The organism is Bradyrhizobium sp. SZCCHNR1098, assembly GCF_032489375.1.
In the GTDB taxonomy this organism is placed as follows: Bacteria; Pseudomonadota; Alphaproteobacteria; order Rhizobiales; family Xanthobacteraceae; genus Bradyrhizobium.
Genome location: NZ_JAUEXY010000004.1, coordinates 462,226 through 483,499 on the forward strand (window position 1 = coordinate 462,226; position 21,274 = coordinate 483,499).

Annotated in this window: 18 protein-coding genes; 6 read left to right on the plus strand and 12 right to left on the minus strand. The window is 66.2% G+C overall.

All coding sequences use genetic code 11. The features are described from left to right. Positions 1-67: 67 nt before the first annotated feature. Both QX135_RS12520 and QX135_RS12525 read right to left on the minus strand, forming a co-directional pair. Positions 68-391 (minus strand): 2Fe-2S iron-sulfur cluster-binding protein, encoded by a 324-nt coding sequence (locus tag QX135_RS12520; RefSeq protein WP_316181230.1) that lies wholly within the window; start codon positions 389-391, stop codon positions 68-70. Between the two features lie 8 nt (positions 392-399). Then, positions 400-1,623 carry a cytochrome P450 gene (locus QX135_RS12525; RefSeq protein ID WP_316181228.1) on the minus strand — a complete coding sequence of 408 codons (1,224 nt, stop codon included), beginning with the start codon at positions 1,621-1,623 and terminating at the stop codon, positions 400-402. Between the two features lie 77 nt (positions 1,624-1,700). Between QX135_RS12525 and QX135_RS12530 the strand changes: the two genes are divergently transcribed. The 3 genes from QX135_RS12530 to atzF all read left to right on the plus strand — a co-directional run bounded on the left by QX135_RS12530 (position 1,701) and on the right by atzF (position 5,133). Continuing rightward, on the plus strand, positions 1,701-2,207 hold the full coding sequence (locus QX135_RS12530; RefSeq protein WP_315740539.1) for a MarR family winged helix-turn-helix transcriptional regulator: 507 nt from the start codon (positions 1,701-1,703) through the stop codon (positions 2,205-2,207). Positions 2,208-2,553: 346 nt separating this feature from the next. Next, entirely contained in the window at positions 2,554-3,096 is a 543-nt protein-coding gene (locus QX135_RS12535) for a DUF805 domain-containing protein (RefSeq protein ID WP_315757664.1), read from the plus strand. 249 nt (positions 3,097-3,345) lie between these two features. Continuing rightward, entirely contained in the window at positions 3,346-5,133 is a 1,788-nt protein-coding gene (gene atzF, locus QX135_RS12540; RefSeq protein ID WP_316181225.1) for an allophanate hydrolase, read from the plus strand. Positions 5,134-5,319: 186 nt separating this feature from the next. On the opposite strand, the gene QX135_RS12545 is transcribed toward atzF, so the two are convergent. The 10 genes from QX135_RS12545 to ugpB form a co-directional block, all read right to left on the minus strand. Continuing rightward, complete coding sequence (locus QX135_RS12545) at positions 5,320-6,051, minus strand: GntR family transcriptional regulator (RefSeq protein WP_315740542.1); 732 nt, start codon at positions 6,049-6,051, stop codon at positions 5,320-5,322. Positions 6,052-6,053: 2 nt separating this feature from the next. Beyond that, on the minus strand, positions 6,054-6,446 hold the full coding sequence (gene hpxZ, locus QX135_RS12550; RefSeq protein WP_315740543.1) for an oxalurate catabolism protein HpxZ: 393 nt from the start codon (positions 6,444-6,446) through the stop codon (positions 6,054-6,056). Beyond that, a complete protein-coding gene (locus QX135_RS12555; RefSeq protein ID WP_316181385.1) occupies positions 6,427-7,827 on the minus strand; it encodes an AtzE family amidohydrolase in 1,401 nt (466 codons plus the stop codon). Before QX135_RS12555 ends, hpxZ begins: the two co-directional genes overlap by 20 nt. A 10-nt stretch (positions 7,828-7,837) precedes the next feature. After that, on the minus strand, positions 7,838-8,017 hold the full coding sequence (locus tag QX135_RS12560; protein WP_315801629.1) for a DUF4089 domain-containing protein: 180 nt from the start codon (positions 8,015-8,017) through the stop codon (positions 7,838-7,840). Positions 8,018-8,043: 26 nt separating this feature from the next. After that, entirely contained in the window at positions 8,044-9,828 is a 1,785-nt protein-coding gene (locus QX135_RS12565) for an ABC transporter ATP-binding protein (protein ID WP_316181221.1), read from the minus strand. A 137-nt stretch (positions 9,829-9,965) separates the two neighbouring features. Then, complete coding sequence (locus tag QX135_RS12570; RefSeq protein WP_315740546.1) at positions 9,966-10,868, minus strand: ABC transporter permease; 903 nt, start codon at positions 10,866-10,868, stop codon at positions 9,966-9,968. Next, a complete protein-coding gene (locus QX135_RS12575) occupies positions 10,865-11,878 on the minus strand; it encodes an ABC transporter permease (protein ID WP_316181218.1) in 1,014 nt (337 codons plus the stop codon). Before QX135_RS12575 ends, QX135_RS12570 begins: the two co-directional genes overlap by 4 nt. A gap of 195 nt (positions 11,879-12,073) precedes the next feature. After that, on the minus strand, positions 12,074-13,696 hold the full coding sequence (locus QX135_RS12580) for an ABC transporter substrate-binding protein (protein ID WP_315813574.1): 1,623 nt from the start codon (positions 13,694-13,696) through the stop codon (positions 12,074-12,076). Between the two features lie 224 nt (positions 13,697-13,920). Continuing rightward, entirely contained in the window at positions 13,921-14,871 is a 951-nt protein-coding gene (locus tag QX135_RS12585) for an aminoglycoside 3'-phosphotransferase/choline kinase family protein (protein ID WP_316181215.1), read from the minus strand. 2 nt (positions 14,872-14,873) lie between these two features. After that, the gene (gene ugpB / locus QX135_RS12590; protein WP_315786390.1) at positions 14,874-16,199 is read right to left on the minus strand and encodes a sn-glycerol-3-phosphate ABC transporter substrate-binding protein UgpB; all 1,326 of its coding nucleotides are present in this window, start codon (positions 16,197-16,199) and stop codon (positions 14,874-14,876) included. Between the two features lie 510 nt (positions 16,200-16,709). On the opposite strand from ugpB, the gene QX135_RS12595 reads away from it, so the two are divergent. From QX135_RS12595 to QX135_RS12605, 3 genes are read left to right on the plus strand one after another with little or no spacing between them, the layout of a single operon-like run. After that, positions 16,710-18,695, plus strand: coding sequence for an ATP-binding protein (locus tag QX135_RS12595; RefSeq protein WP_409998914.1), 1,986 nt, complete (start codon positions 16,710-16,712; stop codon positions 18,693-18,695). Next, positions 18,665-20,410, plus strand: a complete 1,746-nt coding sequence (locus QX135_RS12600) for a DUF3369 domain-containing protein (RefSeq protein WP_315740551.1) — start codon at positions 18,665-18,667, stop codon at positions 20,408-20,410. Before QX135_RS12595 ends, QX135_RS12600 begins: the two co-directional genes overlap by 31 nt. Continuing rightward, positions 20,407-21,150: a response regulator gene (locus QX135_RS12605; RefSeq protein WP_315740552.1), complete on the plus strand. Its 744-nt coding sequence runs from the start codon at positions 20,407-20,409 to the stop codon at positions 21,148-21,150. Before QX135_RS12600 ends, QX135_RS12605 begins: the two co-directional genes overlap by 4 nt. The last annotated feature ends 124 nt before the right edge of the window (positions 21,151-21,274 follow it).

Consider the following 21,274-nt stretch of genomic DNA (forward strand, 5'->3'; position numbering starts at 1 on the left):
GTCCTTCCCCGTGTGTTGCTTGTTTGATTGTTGTCGTTGCGACTGGAGATCGTCTCCAGTTGCGAAATCAGCTCTGCCGATCCGGAATGCGCACCACCAGTCCGGCCAGCGCCGGCTGCACCTTGATCTGGCAGGACAGCCGGCTGTTCGGCCTTCGCTCGGCGGCGGTGCCGTCCAGCAGCGCATCCTCATCGTCGGACACGGGATCGAGCTTGCCGGTCCAGGCGTCGTCGACATAGACGTGGCAAGTGGCGCAGACAGCGTTGCCGCCGCATTCGGCGACGATGCCGTCGATGCGGTGGGTCAGCGCCGCCAGCATGACGCTGGCGCCGTCCTCGACCTCCACGCTTTCGCTGCGGTTGTCGGGATGAATGAAAGTGATCGTGGTCATGGGACAGCTCAGGCTGGAGTAAAGGTGACCGGCAGGCTCTCCAGCCCGCGCAGCGTGTTGTTGTAGCGGCGCTTCGGCTCGCCGCTCATCGTGATGCTCCCGACCTTGCGTGCGAGCGCCGTCAGCACCGCCTCGCCTTCGAGTCGCGCGACGAGCTGGCCGACGCACATGTGGATGCCCGAGCCGAAGCCGACATGGCCTGAGACTTTTCGGGTGACGTCGTAGGCGTCGGGCTGCTCCCAGCGGCGCGGGTCGCGATTGGCGCTACCTAAGAACATCAGCACCTTCTCGCCTTCGGGAATCGTGACGCCGCCGAGTTCGACGTCACGCGTGGTGGTGCGGAAGAAGGTCTGCACCGGGCTCTCGAAGCGGACGGCTTCCTCAAAGGCGTTGCGGGCGCGCGAGGGATCGGCGCGCAGTCGCGCCCATTGGTCGGGGAAGCGCGCGAGGCAATAGACGGCAGCACCGATGCCGTAGACGGTGGTGTCGAGCCCGGCCGACAGCAGCGAGCGCACCAGCAATGGCGCTTCGGCCGGCGTGATCTCGCCGCTGTCGGTGAAGGCGTGGATGCAGGAACCGAAGCCGCCGGGCGCGAGATTGTCGCGCTGGCACTGCTCCGTGACATAGGCCTGGTGCGGCGCCGAGCGCTCGATCGCCTGCTGGCGCAGCTCATTCGGCGGACCGAACGCGTTGAACACCAGGCTCGCATAGGGAATGAGATGCTCGCGCCCCTCCGGCTTCAGCCCGAGCGCATCGGGAAACACCGACAGCGGATAGGCCTCGGCGAGATCGGGGATGGCGTCGAACGAGCCCCGGCCTACGAGCTCGTCGATCTTGGCCTCGGCCGCCGCCATGAAGCCGTCGCGTAGCCGCTTCATGACGGCCGGCGACAGAACCTTGCTCAGCACCGCGCGCGTGCGCGTATGCGCCGGCGGATCAGCCTCGAGGATCAGGCTCGGCGGCCGCCACGGCTTCTCCTTGGCGAAGTCGCTCAAGCCCACGCCGCGGCTGGAGCAGAACGTCTGGGGATCGTTGAGAACGGCATAGACCTCGGCGTAGCGGGCGACGCCGTAGACGTTCCACGCGTCCAGATAGACGACGGGGCCGGCCTCGCGCATCTCCTGATGCGCGGGATAGGGATCGTCGAAGAATTCATACGAGAAAGGGTCGATGGCGAGGTGCGGGATGGCCGGCGCCACGCCGGCAGCAGGGGAAAGACCTGTTGGGTTCATGCGGAGCTCCCGAAGTTTGGCCTTGTCATGCGGCTTTTCGTATCCGTATGAGTGGCGATGCATGGACGTTGGGGATCATGAGCGAGAAATCCGGGACGCCGCGCAAGGCGCAGCCGCGCGAAGCTGAGGGGCAAGGCCTCACGCTCGATCTCGACCGCTATGTGCCGGCCTTCATCACCTTCATCGCCAACAAGCTGTCGAACAGCGCCACCGCGTTCTATCAGCGCAATTTCGGCGTCAACGTCACCGAATGGCGTATCATGTCGCTGCTGGCGATCGAGCCGGGCATCCCGGCCTCGCGCATCTGCAGCGTGATCGGCTTCGACAAGGGGCCGGTCAGCCGTACGCTGGCGCTGATGAAGGGCCGCGGCCTGATCGCGATCCGCAACGATCCGGAGGACGGCCGCAGCCATTCGATCTCGCTGACGGCCAAGGGCCGCGCGACGCACGACAAGGTCATCATCGCCGCGCTGGAACGCGAGCGGCGTCTGCTTGCCTGTCTCGACAAGGATGAGCGGGAAGTCCTGATCACGCTGCTGCGCCGAATCCACGACAATCTCGACGCCGTCACGGGCGCGAGCTGAGCCACTCAGGCAGGAGCCGCCGAACGGCTGACCCGTTCGCTGCGGCAATCTGTTGGCGCGCGCGCAAGCGGCCGCGCCTGCGGCGAGCAGGCTGCGCATGACGTTCCCGTCCCTTCTTCGAGACGCGGATCATCCCGCGCCTCCATTGCTGATCGGGTCGATCGTTCCACATATTAGTTGCTTTAGCAACGATATATTTTCGGCCGCATGAGATCCCGCAGCGCGAAAGCGCCGTCGCACTCGATCCTTCAAATTCTAGCTATCGGCGAAGGCGCGCGGCAATTTCGCCCTGATATGCCGTGTCGGCTGCGCTCCCGATTGCGGCGCGGCCTGCGGGGAGAGGCGGATGTTGGGGTTCATTTTCGGTTTCAATGCGCGTCTCGGCCGTCTGCAATATTTTCTCGCCTCGCTCGGTCTTGCGCTGGTTTCGGTGGTCCTGATCGTGGTCGTGGCCGTCGGTCTTGCCGCCCTCGCCCCTCAGAAGTCGGAGCTGACGGTGAGCTTGCCGATCGTGGTGCTGATCGGCCTGTGCCTGGTGGCGAACCTGATGCTGCAGGCGATGCGCTTTCGCGACATCGGCTGGGACCCGGTCTGTGTGATCCCGGCCTGGATCGCCGTCATGGTGCTGGACTACGTGATCGCCGGCCGGTTTCCCGAATACGCGGCGACATCATCGCACCACGGCACGTGGGTTGGCGCCCTGGTCAATCTCGGCCTGAGCGTTGCGCTGCTGTTCTTCCCCAGCGGGGCTGACGACGCGCCGTCGTCGGGAGCTACCGTGGGTCGCCCGCCGTCCGCATCGTTCCGGACGGCCCGCGGCGCCGGCTCGGCCACCGAGGCACGACTTGCGCGCATCACGGGCGGGGAGGCCGAGCGGCGCGGGTACTAGGCGGCGGCGGCGGCGCCCAGTCTGCTCACCAAATAGGCAAATCGCCTTCGGCAGCCACATCCGAACGCCCGACGACCTGCCGGACGGCGCACCAACCTACTGACTTTCAATATTTTTCCGTATCAGGCCCGCATCCCCGCCGTGTACACAATGGCACATGGCTTGCTACGTTCGCAGCCGGATTGGCGAAGCGGAGCGCAAGGAAATGGCAGGCCAGAGTTTGGGCTCGGACGAGACGCGGAGCGCCGCGTGACCGAGACCATTGCCGAGATCGTCGCCGCCCATCGCGCCGGCCTGACAACGCCAAGCGACACGATCGCGCGCTGCTACGCCCGGATTCGCGCGCACAACGACCCTGCCATCTTCATCAGCCTGCGCGGCGAGAAGGACGCGCTCGCGGAGGCCGAAACCCTCGCCGACAGGGACAGATCGTTGCCGCTCTACGGCGTGCCCGTCGCGGTGAAGGACAATATCGACGTGGCGGGCCTCCCGACCACCGCTGCCTGCCCGGCCTTCGCGTACACGCCATCTCGTGATTCCACCGCGGTGGCGCGGCTGCGCGCCGCCGGCGCGATCATCATGGGCAAGACCAATCTCGACCAGTTCGCCACCGGCCTCGTCGGCGTGCGCTCGCCCTATGGCATTCCGAAAAATCCGGTGCGCGCCGATCTCGTTCCGGGCGGATCGAGCTCGGGCTCGGCGGTCGCCGTCTCCGCCGGTCTCGTGCCGCTCGCGCTCGGGACGGATACTGCCGGCTCCGGCCGCGTGCCCGCGATGCTCAACAACATCGTCGGCCTGAAGCCGAGCCTCGGCATGATCTCGACGTCGGGGCTGGTGCCGGCCTGCCGCACGCTCGACTGCATTTCGGTGTTCTCGCTCACGGTCGACGACGCCGTCGCGGCGCTCTCGGTGCTGGCGGCGCCCGATCCCCTCGATCCGTTCTCGCGCGACCGGCCGCTTGCGGCCGTGACGGCATTTCCCGAGGGCGTGAAGCTCGGCATTCCCCGCCCCGGGCAATTGATCTTCTTCGGCGACAAGGCAGCGGACGCCGCCTATGGCGCTGCGGCCGCGCGCTTCGTCAAGCTCGGCGCAGAGCTGGTCGAGTTCGACCTCGAGCCGTTTTACGAGACCGCGCGGCTGCTCTATGAAGGCCCCTGGGTCGCCGAGCGCTATCTCGTGATCCGCGATCTCCTCGCCTCCGATCCCGATGCCATCCATCCGGTCACGCGCGAGATCACCATCGGCGGCGCGCGCGGCAGCGCCGCTGATACCTTTGCTGCGCTGTACCGCCTGCAGGCGCTGCGCAAGGTGGCCGAGCACACCTTCGCCGATGTCGACGCGCTGGTGCTGCCGACGGCGCCGACCGCCTACACCACCGCGGACGTGCTCGCCAACCCGATCGAGCTGAACAGCCGGCTCGGCACCTACACCAACTTCGTCAACCTGCTCGATCTCTGCGGGCTTGCCGTGCCGGCTGCGATGCGCAGCGACGGCGTCCCGTTCGGCATCACCCTGCTTGCGCCAGCCGGCCGCGATGCGGCGCTCGCCAGTCTCGGGCGCGCCTTCCATGCCGACACGGCGCTGCCGGTCGGCGCCAAGCCGGTCCCGCTTCCGCCGCTCGCGCCCGTGTCTCCGGCACTGCATGGCGACGAGATCGCCGTCGTCGTCGTCGGCGCGCATCTCTCTGGCATGGCGCTCAATCACGAGCTGACCGCTCTCGGCGGCCGCCTGCTGGAAGCAACGACCACCGCGCCTGACTACAAGCTCTACGCGCTGTCGACCACGCCGCCCAAGCCCGGCATGCTGCGGATCGACGACGGCCAGGGTACTTCGATGGCGGTCGAGCTCTGGGCGCTGTCGGCGGCGAGCTTCGGCAAGTTCGTCAACCTGATTCCGCCGCCGCTGTCGGTCGGCACCATCCGCTTGGCGGACGGCCGCACCGCCAAGGGCTTCCTCGTCGAGCCGGCCGCGCTCGATGGCGCCCGCGACATCTCGGAGTTCGGCGGCTGGCGAGCGTATATGGCGCAGAAGGGCTGATCTATTTCGCGCGTCATGATTGCGTGCGCTGCCGTAGGGTAGGCAAAGGCGCGCCCGTACTGTCCCAACGAGCGAGATCGCGGTGGCGCCGTGCCCACCGTTTCGCCGCGGAGTCCGTGGCCCGACGGTGGGCACGCTGCCGCCTGACGGCGGCTGCTTTGCCCACCCTACCGCTCGAACGAAGAGCTACACCGACACCGCGTAGATCTCGTATTCGCCGCGCACCAGCTCGATGTGCGCCTTCATGGCGCTCGCCGCGCCGGCCTTGTCGCCGCGCAGGATGGCGACGACGACGCGGTCGTGCTCGGCATGCGACTTGGCGAGGCGGCCGAGATTGCGGAACTGTGCGCGGCGGAACGGCTGCACACGCACCCGCGTCGCCAAGGTGATCTCGGCGATGTAGGCATTGTGCGCGCCGGCATAGATCGCGTTGTGGAAGCGCTCGTTGACCTCGTGGAAGCGCTCGGGATTGCCGGCGTGGCTGAGATTGCGCAGCTCCTCGTGGATGGCTTCCAGCCGCTGCCGCTCGACCGGCGTCATGCGCTGCGCCGCGAGACCGGCGCACAGGCCCTCGAGCTCGGCCATCGCCTCGAACATGCCGGTGAGGCGGTCGGCCGACGGTCGCGCCACCACAGCGCCGCGATGTGCACGCGCCTCGATCAGCCCGGAAGTCGCCAATTGACGCAGCGCTTCGCGCACCGGCGTGCGCGAGACGTTGAAGCGCTTGGCGATCTCGGTCTCGTCCAGCGGCGCCCCCGGCGCCAGCGCGCCGCGCACGATCTCATCGGCGAGTTGCAGGCGCAACTCCTCGGCGCGGGTGATCTTCGCAACCGCAGGCGGCGCGCGGTCGATGCGCTTGATCTCGGAGTCGCGGGCGGGCCGCTGCCGCGTTCGCGGCGGAAGATCGTCCAGGCTCATCCTCAGCCGCCTTTTGCTTCATCGATGATGCTGACATGGGCAGCGACGATTCTCCAGCCTTCCGGAAACCGGATCCAGGTCTGCATCTGGCGTCCGACCTTGCCGGGCGCGGTGTCGCGATAGAACAGCGTCGAGGCGACCGCGGCGTCACGGCCGTAAGCGGTGATCACGGTGCGCGCGGTCCGCCGCATCAGCCCGGCCGGCGAGCGCGCGGCGCGAAATGCCGCGATCTCGCCGTAGCCGTAGAGGTTCTCGCCGATGCCGTAGCGCAGCGTGCGGGAGTCCTGCTTGAAAAGCTCGTCGAGCACGGCGACGTCGTTGCTGATCAGCGCCTGTTCATAACGCTGGAACTGCGCGGTGACTTCCGCGACGACGTCAGGCAGATCGACTTCCATTCTCCAGAACTCCTCGCGGGGCCGGCGCAGCGGCGACGCCAAGCTGTTGCAAGGCGTGGGCCACACGCAATGCGACATGTTCGCACCACGGCGCCGCGATGATCTGCACGCCGATGGGCATCGGCTCGAGCGGAATCGGAACGGCGACGACGGGAAGCCCTATGAACGAGATCGGCTGGGTATGAATGCCAATATTGGCGCGCACCGGCAGCTCGACGCCGTCGAGCACGAAGGTCGCCTGCCCGAGCTTGGGCGCGACGCAGGGCGTTGCAGGCGCGATCAGCACGTCGACGGTCTTGAACAGCTCCAGCACCTGGGCGCGGTACCAGCGGCGAAACTTCTGCGCGCGGTCGACCATCGGCGCCGGAATCATCGCACCCGCAATCAGGCGGTCGCGCACCGCCGGATCGAAATCACCCGGGCGCGTGCGCAGCCGGTCGAGATGCAGCGAGGCGCCCTCGGTGGTGCTGATGACGTAAGCTGCGGCGCGGGCGCGCACCGCTTCGGGCACCTCGATCACCTCGGTGACCTTCAGCGCGGCCGCGACACGAGCGACCGCTTCGGCGGCTTCGGGAAACAGATTCTTCTGGAAGTGCCCTCCGGCAAGGGCGATGCGCAGATCGCCGATGCCTTGCGAGAGCTGGCCGGAGACCGGCTCCGGTGCCCGCGTGGTGCACGCGGCGTCGTCCGGATCGGGCCCCTGCATGGCGTCATAGGCGAGCGCGAGATCCTCGACTGAGCGCGCGAACGGACCGAGATGATCCAGACTCATGACGAACGGAAACGAGCGCGCGCGCGACAACCGACCATAGGTCGGCTTCAGGCCGAAGATGCCGCAGAACGAGGACGGCACGCGGATCGAGCCGTTGGTGTCGGAGCCCAGCGCGATCGGCACCAGGCCGCCGCCGACGGCGCTGCCCGAGCCGCCCGACGAACCGCCGCTCATCCGCGTCGGATCATGCGGATTGCGCGACGGGCCGTCATGCACGTTCTCGCCGGTGAAGTCGTAGGCGTATTCGCCCATGTTGAGCGCCCCGACCAACACCGCCCCGGCGGCTTCCATCCGCGCGATCAGCGTCGAGTCCCGCGTCGCCGCCGGGCGATCGCGGTTGATCCTGGAGCCGGCCCGGGTCGGCAGCCCCGTGACGTCGAACAGGTTCTTCACCGCAAACGGCACGCCGGCGAGCGGGCCGACGGGCTTGCCCGCAGCGATGGCCGCATCCACGGCGCGCGCCCTCGCTCGCGCCCGCTCGGCGGTGATGTCCGTAAAGGAATTCAGCACACCATCGCGCGCCGCAATCCGCGCCAGCGCAGCCTCGGTGGCCTCCACGGCGGAGAGCTTGCGGGTGGCGACCGCGGCGGCGATGGCGCTCGCGGTCATCTCGGGAGAACTAAGCGGTGAAGACACTGGCAGGCTCGGCTTCGTCAGGCAGGGAGAATTCGTCGACCAGCTTCGCCATCCTCAGCGAGACCTCGAGATTGGCGCGGATGGCCGGGCGCCACGCGTCCTCGATCGGCAGAGCCAATGCACGCCCGACCGCGTCGATGTAATCGTCCAATGGCTCCGCCATCAGCTCTTCCCTTCAAGCTTTCGCGCTCAATGCGCCGGCAATGGCGGGTGCGGAATCGCCGTCAGCAACTCGCGCGTATAGTCATCCTGCGGATGACCTAGCACACGTTCGGAGGTGCCCTCCTCGACGATTCGGCCCGACCGCATCACGATCACACGATCGCACAACAGCCGCACCACATTCAAATCATGGGAGACGAACAGATAGCTCATACCTAACTTCTGCTTGAGATCCTGCAGCAGATTGAGCACGACCGCCTGCACGGAGACGTCGAGCGCCGCCGTGGGCTCGTCGAGGATGACGAGCTTCGGGTGCAGCGCAATCGCGCGGGCGATGCCAACGCGCGCCTTCTGGCCGCCCGACAATTGGTGCGGAAAGCGGTCGAGCAGATCGAGCGGCAGGCCGACCATGGTGGCCAACTCTTCGCAGCGCGTGCGGACCGCATTGCGTCCCTTGATGTCACCCAATTGCAGGATCGGATCAGCGATGGCGCGCGCCGCGGTGAAGCGCGGATTGAGGCTGTCGGTCGGATCCTGGAACACCATCTGGATGCGGCTGCGCAGCGGCAGCCGGGCAAAGGCCTGCGGCAGGATGTTGCCGATCTCCTCGCCATCGAAGCTGATGCGGCCCGAGCTCTGGTCGAGCAGCCGCATCACCATCATCGACGTCGTCGACTTGCCACAGCCGGATTCGCCGACCAGGCCGACGCTCTCGCCATGACCGACCGTGAAGCTGATGCCGTCGACGGCGCGGAACATCTCCGGCTCGACCGCCGGCCTCCGTCCGAACAGTTTCGACAACGTCGCCGAGGCGCCCTGGCGCGGATATTCCTTGACCAGTTTGTCCACCAGAAGGAGCGGACTTGCCTTCTCGTCACCCCCGGGCTTGACCCGGGGGGCCATCACCTTCGACGAGTCTTGCGCGGAAGGATGGATCGCCGGGTCAAGCCCGGCGATGACGGAGTGAGATTGCGGAGAAGACGTAGCCTCCTCCTCCGGCAGCAATTCGCGCAAGGACACGCCGAGGCGCGGCGTCGCCCGCATCAGCTTGCGCGTGTAGGGATGCTGCGGGTTGGCGAAGATGTCGGCGGCCCTGGCGGTCTCGACCACCCGGCCCTTCTCCATCACCACGACGCGATCGCAATAGGCAGCGGCGAGACCCAGATCATGCGTGATCAGGATCGTCGACATGCCGCGGCTCCTGGTCAGCTCGACCACGAGATCCATCACCGCCTTCTGCGTGGTGACGTCGAGGCCGGTGGTCGGCTCGTCCGCGATCAGCAGCTGCGGATTGCAGGCCAGCGCCAGCGCGATGACGACGCGCTGGCACATGCCGCCGGACAATTCGAACGGATAGGCGTGGTAGCGCTCGCGCGGGCGGGCGATCTTGACCTGCTCGAGCGCTGCGATCGCCTTTTCGGCGCGATCAGTCGCGGCGGCCTGGGCGTGCTGCTTCAGCACGTCCTCGATCTGCTGGCCCACTTTCCGGATCGGATTGAGGGCCGCGCGGGGGTTCTGGAAGATCATCGAGATCTCGCGGCCGCGCAGATCGCGCATCGCGCTTTCCTCGGCCGCCTTGACGTCGATCCCCGAGAACATCACCGAGCCCTCGGCGATCCGTCCGGCACGGTCGAGGATGCGCATCACCGCGTAGGACGTCACGGACTTGCCCGAGCCGGACTCGCCGACGATCGCGAGCGTCTCGCCCTTGGCGACGGAGATATCGACATGCTGCACCGCCTTGACGATACCGCGGCGGGTGGAGAATTCGACCGTGAGATCGCGGACGTCGAGCAGCGGCTGGGCGGTCATCCATGGCTCCGCTTGTTACGACCGTCATGCGCGGGCTTGACCCGCGCGTCCATCAAGCCAGGGAAGGCCTGTTCCAAGGGATGGATTGCCGGGTCAAGCCCGGCAACGACGGAGTGTTGCTGTGGCGCACCCATCAACTACGTCCTGCGCTGCGGGTCGACGATGTCGCGCAGGCCATCGCCGAGCAGGTTGAAGCAGAATACCGCGATCATCAGCGCAAGGCCCGGAAACAGCGCGATCCACCATTCGCCCGACACCATGAAGGAGGCCCCCTCGGCGACCATGATGCCCCATTCCGCCGTCGGCGGCCGCACGCCGAGGCCGATGAACGACAGGCCTGCGGCATTGAGGATCGCGTAGCCCATCGTCAGCGACATCTGCACGATCATGATCGGCATGATGTTGGGCAGGATGTGGCCGAGCAGAATGCGCAGCTCGCTGTTGCCCGACAGCCGCGCCGCCTGAACGAAGCCGGCGTTGCGGCGGACATTGGCCTCGGCGCGCGCGACCCGCGCGTAAAGCGGGAAGTTCACGATGGCCGTGGCGATGATGATGTTCTGCACGGTGTTGCCGAGCGCGGCGACGATGCCCATCGCCAGCACGAACAGCGGGAACGCCATGATGGTGTCGGCGATGCGGCCGACGATGCGGTCGGTCCAGCCGCCGAAGAAGCCGGCGGCGACGCCGGCAAGTCCGCCCATGAAGAACACCAGCGCCACCGAGGCGACCGCGATGAAGGTGTCGAGCCGGGTCGCGACCACGACGCGGCTGAAGATGTCGCGGCCGAGCTGATCGGTGCCGAACCAGTGCGCCGCCGACGGCGGCTTCAGCGCCGACGCCGTGTCGCTGGCGAGCGGATCATACGGCACGATCCACGGACCGAAGACCGCGGCGAACAGGATCACGACCAGGAGGCCGAAGGCGAAGCCCGTGACCTTGTTCTCGGCCAGCACATAGCGCGTGTGCCCGATCAGGGCTGACAGTCCCGACATTCGCGAGGGAACGGTGGCAGGCTCAATGGTCGGCGCGACGGTGCTCATCCTTCCAGCCTCACACGGGGATCGATGACGCCATAGAGAATGTCGATGACGAGGTTCAGGACGACGTACATCACAGCCATCGTCAGCACGAAGCCCTGCACCGGCGCGAAGTCGGAGGCAATCAGCGCCTCGACCGCGTAGGAGCCGATGCCGGGCCAGGCAAACACCTTCTCCACCAGCACATTGGCGCCGAGCAGGAAGGAGAACACCATCGACAGCGTCGTGATGACCGGAAGCATGGCGTTGCGGAACGCATAGGTCACGGTGACCGTCGCGGGCGACAGGCCCGAGGCGCGCGCCGTGCGCACGAATTCCGACGACAGCACCGACAGCATCGAGGCCCGCGTCATGCGCGCGATCGGCGCCAGCGAGAAGATCGCCAGCGTGGCGGCGGGCAGGATCAGCTGACTCAGCGCCGAGCGAAACGCCTCACCGTCACGCGCGATCAGCGTATCGATGAGGTAGAAGCCGGTCACGGGGTCCGGCGCGCTATAAAACACGTCGAGCCGGCCGAGCGGCGCCGGTGACCAGCCGAGCCGGAAATAGAACAAGTACACCAGCACCAGCCCGGTGAAGAACACCGGCAGCGAAACGCCCGCTGTCGTGACGACGCGGCAGGTATGGTCGATCCACGACCCCGGCCGGGTCGCCGCGAGCACGCCGAGCGGCAGCGCGATCGCGACCGAAACCAACAGGCCGAGCAAGGTCAGCTCGGCCGAGGCCGGCAGGCGGTTGCGGATCTCGCTGGCGACCGGCTGGCCTGTGGTCAGCGAACTACCGAGATCGCCATGGGCGAGATCGACGGTGTAGCGGAAGAACTGCTCGACCAGCGGCTTGTCGAAGCCGAGCTTCTTGCGGATCTGCTCGACAGCCTCCTTGGTGGCGGCGGGGCCGGCAAAGTATGCGGCGGGATCACCGGGCAAGGCGCGGGTGAGCAGGAAGGTGACGATCACCACGCCGATCAGCGAGGGGATTGCAAAGGCGAGGCGCTTGGCGATGAGGCTCAGCATGGGGCGAGCCTCGCCCGAATGAGCCCAGATCTCGCAGCACGGCGCAGTCGGCTCCCTCCCCCCTTGTGGGGGAGGGTTGGGGTGGGGAATGAGCCGCGGCGGCGGTGGGTGCGGCTACCCCCCTCCCTGCCCCTCCCCCACAAGGGGGGAGGGAATGAGAGAGCTGGGCTCACACCACCGAGGTCACCCACGTCCTCACCCCTTCACCAGAGCCCGATAGTCGAGCCTGCGGTGGAACCAGTACTGATAGCCGGAGATGTTCTTCTGCATCGCGACGTTGACGAACGGCTGATAGAGCGGAATGCGCGGCACCTCGGCGAAGGCGAGATCGACGAAGCCCTTCACGTCGGCATCGTACGTGGCCTTGTCCCCGGTCGCGGCGGCGTCGCGCGCGCCGTTGATGAGCTTGTCCATCTCGGGCGACTTGTAGCTCATCGTGTTGAACACGGAATTGTTGCCGTGATAGCACCAGTAGAAAAAGTACTCGGGGTAATCGAGCCAACCCGAGAAGATGTTGGTGAAGAGCGGCATCTCCTTCTTGTTCAGCTCGGTGCGCCAGTTGGCGCCGGGCACCTTGTTGATGGTGGTCTTGATGCCGAGCTGGGCGAGGCTCTCCTGCACGAGCACGCATAGCGGCTCGTTGACCTGCGCGAAATTGAGGTCGAACGAGATCGTGGTCTCGAAGCCGTTGGGGTAGCCGGCTTCGGCCAGCAGCGCCTTGGCCTTCTCCATGTCGGTGAGATACTTCGTCGGCTGCGGCCACGCCACCTCGGTCGCCTTGTCGGACGGCGCACCGAACATCGGATTGGCAAGGCCGAACATCACGGCGTCGATGATCTTCTGATAGGGCATCGCATAGGCGAGCGCCTGCCGAACCTTGGGATTGTCGAACGGCGGCTTGGTCACGTTCATGCCGATATACTGGATGCCGTTGGAGATCGGCAGCGAGATCACGGTGTGCTTGCCGTTCGACTTCATCTCCTGGAAGTCCTTGTTCGGCAGCTCATAGGAGATGTCGGCGTCACCACGCTCGAGCAGCGCGCGGCGGTTGCCGGCCTGCGGCACCATGCGCCAGATCACGCGCTTGATCTTCGGCAGCGGACCGCACACCCAGTCATCGTTGCGTTCCATGATCACTTCGGTACCGGCGGTCCACTTCGTCACCTTGTAGGCGCCGGAGCCTGCTGTCTGCTGCTTGGTATATTCGAGCCCCCACGGGTCTTTGTCGGTCGCGTTCTTCTTCACGAGCTCCGAGTTGACCACGCAGGGTACGATGACGGCGAGATCGGGGATCGTCAGCCGGTCCTTCTTCAGGAAGTCGACGCGCACGGTGTGGTCATCGACGATGACGAACTGCTCGGTCTTGGTCAGCGAGCCGGCGCTCATCTGGAAGGTCGGGAAGCCGCCGACGCTGACGGCGCGGTCGAGCGACCACTTCACGTCCTTGGCCGTGACCGGCGTGCCGTCGTGGAATTTGGCGTTCTTGCGCAGCTTGAAGGTCGCCGACATGTCGCCGATGGTCATGTCCTCGGCGAGCTCGGGCTTGAACTTGTCGCGGTCATAGTACGGCACCCCGCCGGGGCCGCTCTTCATCTCGTGGCTGATCAGGCGATCATAGCAGTTCCAGGACACCTCGTAGCCCGGCACGTTGGTGCCGACGCCGTGGATGTCGAGGTTGTTGGGACCGCCTTCGGACACGATCAGCAGCGTCTCGGACCGCGCATCGGCCTTGGCGGAAGACATGATGGCCGGCGCCATTGGCAGCGCGGCCCCCGCAGCCAGACCGGACACGGATTTCAGAAAATCGCGACGCTTCATCAAATGCTCCCGAGAATAACGACTGTCGGGAACAGTGATCGCAAGCTTCGTGCCAAGCCCGGCCGAAAGCTAAGCTATTGAAATATCGACGCGCCTTCACCGAGTGGCACAGCTCGATGCCCCCTATTGCATACAAAGCTGCATATTTGCTGCATCTATAACCACCTCAAATAGCCTGCGACAGATTTACGCAACGCCTGTTGGACCGCCGCCCCGGTTGGGGATCACTCCGGCCAGATCAGCGCCTGCAGCTCGTCGAAGTCGCGGACCTTGGCCGGCCAATCCGGAATGCAGATGTGGCGAACGGGATCGCTCGCCTGGTGCAGTAGCATCAAGGCGAGCAGCCGTCGCTTCAACTGCCAGTTGATGTCCTCCAGGGCAAATCCGTAACCATCGAACAAGGCACGCACGCGCCCGGGCTGACCCGCTGCCATGAAGGCGCTCGGCCCGAGCAGATCATGTTCGCCAAGACCGGTCATGACGTCTCCGAAGTCGAACAGCCCGCTCAGCTGCCAGCCATCACCGCTGCGCGTGACGAGGAAATTCTCCGGAATGTATTCACCGGTCAGGATGACCGGCGGCGGATCCTTCGGCAGCAGTGCTGCGGCCTCGCGCAGGAGATCGTCCAGCCCGGCGAGCAGCGTCGGCGGCAAGCCGAGCCTCTGATGGCGTGCATGACATCCGGCCATCTGCATCCTCAAAAAATCCGACCAGCGCGGACCGAGCGCGAGCAGCTCGCCAGGCGGGACCCGCTGCACGGCGGCGATCAGACGACCGACCTGCCTGAGCAAGAGCTGCTTGTCCTGCTCCTGTAGTTGCCGCCAGACATCCGAAGCAGGCATGCCGCCGAGCCTGGTCATGATCAGATAGCACCAGCCGTCGCGCTCCCCCTCGTGGCGCAGGTCGGGGGTACGGACGTCGCCGACGCCACCGGCGAGCACGCGCAAGGCCGCCCGCTCGGACTGAAACTTGCCGCGATGAAACGGCGGGAAGACTTTCAGGATCAGTCCGTCGTTCAGCGCGAGAACCAGATTGGTGCCCGCCGCGAACGGCGCCAGCCGCGCGTCGTCGTAGCCATGGTCGCGCGCAATATCGCGTGCAGCCGGCAGCCAGCGCGTCGCGTCGGCACGGAGGCGCCGGAGCTGCGCGCTATCGGCGACCGGTGGCAAAGCCATTTTCAGCGATCCGGGCTCGCGCGCTCGAACTGGCGCAGCAGACGGTTGCCGCGGTCGACGGCCGCATCGATCGCCGCCTGCGCCGGCTTGCGGCCGCTGAAGGCCTGCTCCATCTCGTCCTCGATGGCATCACGGATCAGCACGAACGAGCCCAGCCGCAGGCCGCGCGAATTCTCCGTGGGAGGATTGAGCGTCACCTGCTCGATCGAGATCGCTGCTCCCGGATTGCGGTCGTAGAAGCCCTGCGCGCGCGTCAGATCGAATGCCGCCTGCGTAATCGGCAGATAGCCCGTATTCTGGTGCCAGGCGGCCTGAACATCGGGCCGCGACAGATAGGCGAAGAACTTGGCAACGCCCTTGTACTCGGCCGCGGGACGGTCACGCAGCACCCACAGCGTCGCGCCGCCGATGATCGAATTCTGTGGCGCGCCCGCAACGTCAGGCCAGTACGGCATCATGCCGTAGCCGACCTCGAACTTCGAATTCGCCTTGATATCGGCGCGCGTCGCCGAGGAGCCGATGAAGATGCCGCACTCGCCCTTCTGGAAACGCGGCTCGGCTGCCTGGCCGCGGCCGCCATAGTCGAAGACCTTGCCCTTCTGCCATTCCGCGAGCTGGGCGATGTGCCGCGTGACCTGCGGATTGTTGAACGTCAGCACGGCGTCCAGTCCGGCAAAGCCGTTGGCGCGGGTGGCGATCGGCAGATTGTGGAAGGCCGAGAAATTCTCCACGTTGATCCAGGCCGGCCACGACGTCGTGAAGCCGCAGGCGACGCCGTTGTCGCGCAGCCGCCGGGCAGCCTTGCCGAGCTCGGGCCAGGTCTTCGGCGCCGCGCCCGGATCCAGCCCGGCCGCGCGAAACTGATCCTTGTTGTAGTAGAGGATCGGCGTGGAGGCGTTGAACGGAAACGACAGCATGTTGCCGTCGGCGTCGGCATAGGTGCCGGCGATCGCGGGCAGATAGGCCGACGGCGAAAAGCTCTCCTGCTCGTCGCGCATCAACTCGTAGACGGGGTAGATCGCGCCCTTCGCCGCCGTCATCGTCGCGGTCGCGATCTCGTTGACCTGCACGATGGCCGGCTGGCTGCGCGAGCGGAACGCGAAGATGGCCGCCGTCACGGTCTCGGTATAGCTGCCCTTGTAGCTCGGCACGATGCGATAGTCGGACTGCGACGCATTGAAGTCGGCGGCCAGTCTGTCGACCTGCCTGCCGAGCTCACCCGACATCGCATGCCACCACATGATCTCGGTCGCGGCCTGGGCCGTGCTTGCGCAAACAACCGTCCAGAGCAGGATTGCAGACGAAACAGAACGCAAGAGGACCGTCAACGGGAGCCAACTCCAATTCGATGAATGAATCTGCCCGGGCTGAGATCGCAATCGGACCGAAAATGGGGTCCAACAACCCAAGGCTGCAATAGCCTATCAACAAACCATTGACGCGTATCGCTTTGACGTCAGAATGGCCTTATAGCACCTGTTCGGGAGTGCATTGAACCTTTTCATGTCCGGGCCGACCTCATCATCAGGGGGAAGAGTGTTGCCTGTGTACCGCGCCCATCTTTCGTCGATCTCGAGAGTGGACGTCACGCCGGTGCTGATGCGCGCTGAGGCGGGCGCGCGGTACCGCTCGTCCCTTTCATGCTCGGCGTCGCGACTGGCTGCGCCGCAGCATACAAGCGCGGCAGAGCGCGGCAGAGCGGACGCAGGCAGGCTCCGCACGACCGGCCCGAGGTAGCGATCGTGGCGCGATCCGAGCAGCGGAAATCCGTCGCGCGGCCGCTCAGTCTGGCGGTCCTGGGGCGGGCACGGATCGTTCGCGCGCTGCGGGCGGTTCCGATCCGCTGGCGCATCCTCTCGATCGCCGCGCTCAACTCGGCTGTCGTGATCGTGCTGGCGGCGCTGATCTGGAACGGCGCGACGGTGCTGGGCACGGCTTGGGACGACGTTCGCCAGGTCCGCGAATCCGACAAGGTGCTGGCCCTGCTCGAAAGCGAGACGAGCCGGCTGCAGAACCTCATTCATCGCTACATCAATCAGCCGAGCCCGGAGCTGTTCGCCGAGATCCTGCTGCTGCGCGAGGCCGTGCTCGGGACGCTCACGACGCGCGCCTCGACCGACCCGATGCTGTCGGGGTCGGTCGAGGAGCTGGAGCGCGTCACCGTGCGTTTCCTGGACGGCTTCGGCGAGCTGCGCAGTCTGCAGGCGACGATCTCCAAGACCTATGAGGAAGAGGTTCTCGGCCCCGCCCGCGACATCGCCGGGCTCTATTCGGTGATCGAAGGCGCGACCGGCCATCGCGACGCGCAGATCTGGCCCTCGCTCGGCAAGTCGCGCGAGGCCTTCACCGCGATGCTGGTCGCGGCCAATTCCTACTATCTGTCGCTCGCGCCCGCCTCCGCCGACGACGCGCGCCGCAACACGGAGACGATCGAGAAGACCATCCCGGTGATGTCGAGTCTTGCGGACAATGATCTGCAGCGGCTGGCGCTGCAGCGACTGTCGGCCCGGACCGCGGCGCTGCGCGCAGGATTCTCCAAGCTCACCGATCAGCTCACCAACCGCACCGAACTGCTGCGCAATACCATCGATGCGAGCCAGGCCGAAACCATCGGCGCCATCGACGGCCTGTCGGTGAAGATGCGCCAGCACGAGCAGAAGGCGCAGGCGACCTTCGACCGGACGTTGAAGGACATCTCCCGTCGCGTCCTCTCGATCGCCGTGATCTTCCTGGGAGTCATCCTGTCCGCCGGGGTGCTGATCGCCTTGTCGATCCGGCTGCCGTTGCAGCAGATCATGGCCTCGATGCGCGCGATCATGCTGGGCGACTACGACCGCGAGGTCCAGGGCACCGAGGCGCGTGACGAGGTCGGCGCGATGGCCCGCGCCGTCGAGACCTTCCGCGAGAACGCAATCGCCAAGCGCAAGACCGAGGACGAGCTCCGCGCCGCGAAGGAAAAAGCCGAGAGCGCGCTGCTCGAACTCAACGCCGCGCAGCGCAACCTGATCGATGCCGAGCGGCTGGCGGCGCTGGGCGGGCTCGTCGCCGGCGTCGCACATGAGGTGAACAATCCGATCGGCATCAGCCTGACGGTGGCCTCCAGCTTCGCGCGCCGGGTCGAGATGTTCGAGGCCGCACTGCGGTCGCCCGAAGGCGGCCTGCGCCGGTCGCAGCTGGAGGAGTTCGTGCGCTCCTCGCGCGATGCATCCGAGCAGCTGGTCGCCAATCTGCAGCGCGCCGGCGAGCTGATCCAGTCGTTCAAGCAGGTCGCGGTCGACCGCTCCCATGCGGAGCGACGGACCTTCGTCCTGAGCGAGGCGACCGATCAGATCATCACCAGCCTCAAGCCGGTGCTCAAGCGCGCGCCGATCACGCTTGCGGTCGACGTCCCCGAGGGACTTTTCATCGATGGCTATCCCGGGTTCTACGGTCAGATCCTCACCAACCTGTTCCTCAACGCCGTCAATCATGCCTTTGTCGACGGGCGCGCGGGCACCATCTCGATTACGGCGCGGCCGCGCGGCGCGGATGACATCGAGATCATTTTCGCCGATAACGGGGCCGGCATGACCCCCGACGTCCAGCGTCAGGCCTTCGATCCGTTCTTCACGACACGCCGCAACGAAGGGGGAACGGGGCTCGGGCTGCATATCGTCTACAATCTGGTGACGCAGCAGCTCGGCGGCCGCATGATGCTGGAATCCCGCGAGGGACAAGGCACCACCTTTCGGATTATCATGCCGCGGGTCGCCAAGGGCGGCGCCGAGACAGCAATGGGCGACGGAACGACGCAATGGCCGAACAGGACGATGTCCTCCAACTGATCGAGGATGCCGGTTTCGACGAGGATGACGGTTCGGCCCGGAAATGGAAGATCGCCGTCATCGACGACGACCATGCCGTGCACGAGGGCACCCGCTTTGCGCTGTCGGATTACAGCCTGAACGGCCAGGGGCTCGAAATCCTGTCCGCCTATTCGGCGGCCGAAGGCCGCGCGCTGATGCGGGAGCACACCGACATCGCGGCCGTGCTGCTCGACGTCATCATGGAGACCGACGTCGCCGGGCTCGAGCTCGTCGAATACATCCGCAACGAGATCAAGAACGAGACCGTCCGCATCATCCTCCGCACCGGACAGCCGGGTCAGGCGCCGGAGCGGCGCGTCATCGTCCAGTACGACATCAACGACTACAAGGCCAAGACCGAGCTCACCGCCGACAAGCTGTTCACCTCGCTGACGGCGGCGCTGCGCAGCTACCAGCAGCTCGAGCGCATGGTGCAGACCCGGCGCGGCCTCGAGATCATCATCGACGCCGCCTCGACGCTGTACGACTTCAAGTCGATGCAGCGGCTGGCCGAGGGCGTGCTGACCCAGATCGCTTCGCTGCTGAACGTGGATTGCGCAGGCATCCTGGTGCTGCGCGACGACGGCAGCCAGACCGACGATTTTTCGGTGCTGGCCGGCTCCGGCTGCTACAGCCGCTTCTCCGGCGCCGTCACCTCGCGCTCGCTCGATCCGGATCTGCGCGACATGGTGGAGGCCGCCTTCAGGCAGCGCAGCAACGAATTTGCCGACCATCGCACCGTGCTCTATGTCCGCACTGGCTCGGGGCGCGAGGTCGTGGTGCTGCTGCAGGCGGAGCGGCCGCTGTCCGAGACCGATCGCTCGCTGGTCGAGATCTTCTCCAGCCGGCTGTCGATCGCCTTCGACAACGTGATCCTCTATCAGCAGCTGCATGAGGCCAACACCCAGCTCGAGGACCGCGTCGCCCAGCGCACCCGCGCGCTGATGCAGGCCAACCGGCGGCTGTCGGCGCAATGGCTGCGACTGCAGCGCGCCAACGGCTTCAAGAACGAGATTTTGGGCACCGTCGCCCACGACCTGAAAAATCCGCTCGGCGTCATCCTCGGCCGCACGGAGATGCTGACCGAGCTGATCGCGACCGGCGCCTCCGCCGACGGCATCACCAGCCAGGTCGGACATATCCGAGATGCCGCCAAGCGGCTGACCTCGATGGTCGACCACCTGATCTCGGATGCGATGGCCGACGCCTTCGACATCACCATCCGCCGTGAGCCGGTCGACATCGCAGCCCTGGTCCACGAGGTGGTCGAAGCCAACCAGCCGCTCGCGCTCAACAAGCAGCAGGTCATTGCCGTGTCGGCGCCGCCGCATCTGTCGACCATGTGCGACATCGACCGGATCCGCGAGGCGATCGACAACCTCCTGAGCAACGCGATCAAGTACAGCCCGATCGGCGGCAGGATCACCGTGAATGCCGCCGATGACGGCGACAACACCATCATCGGCGTCACCGACCAGGGCGCCGGGCTGTCGCCGGAGGATCTCGGCCGCCTGTTCGGCCGGTTCCAGCGGCTGTCGGCCAAGCCGACCGCCGGCGAGAGCTCGACCGGGCTCGGCCTGTCGATTGTCAAACGCATCGTCGACATGCATGGTGGCGAGGTGACGGCCAGGAGCGATGGGCCGGGATCCGGATCGACCTTCACGATCACACTGCCGGCGGCCGAATTGTCATGAGTCAGAGCCAGCACATCATCATCGTCGACGACGAGGCCCCTGCCCGCGAAATGGTGGGTGATTACCTCAAGATGCACGGCTTCGCGGTGACGCTGTGCGACGGCGGCAAGAGCCTGCGCAGCGCCATCGAGACCGGCCCGGCAGATCTCGTCGTGCTCGACCTCAACATGCCCGAAGAGGACGGCCTTTCGATCATCCGCGATCTCAAGGGCCGCACCAATATCCCGGTGATCATGCTGACCGCCACCGCCAGCCCGATCGACCGGGTGGTGGGGCTCGAGCTCGGGGCCGACGATTACGTCGCCAAACCGTGCGAATTGCGCGAATTGATGGCCCGGATCCGCTCCGTGCTGCGCCGCAGCGGGCCGGCCAAGACTGCGGCGGCCGCTACGGACTCCGCTCCCGCCCAGGCGAAGGACCCGCAATTGGTGCGGTTCGGCACCAAATGGCTCGATCTCGATGCCCAGGCGCTGCGGGATGACGAGGGCAACGAGCACCCGCTGACGGCGTCCGAATTCGGCCTGCTCAAAGTGTTCGCTGCCAACCCGAAGCGGGTGCTGTCGCGCGAACGGCTGCTCGAGCTGGCGAATGCCCGCGATGCCGAGGCATTCGACCGCGCCGTGGACCTGAGAATCATGCGAATCCGCCGCAAGATCGAGCCGGATCCGACCAAGCCGGCGGTGATCCGTACCATCCGCGGCGGCGGCTACCTGTTCTCGCCGGCGGGCGAGAAGGCCTGAGGACGGCCGGTCGGCGGCGGCGGAAGCGGCCTCTGCATCCACATCCAGTTCCGTATCTTGGAATAGGGCACAATTCCGCCACGAGTGTTTCGCGATGTGCGCCGCGACGAAACATTTCCGCAGG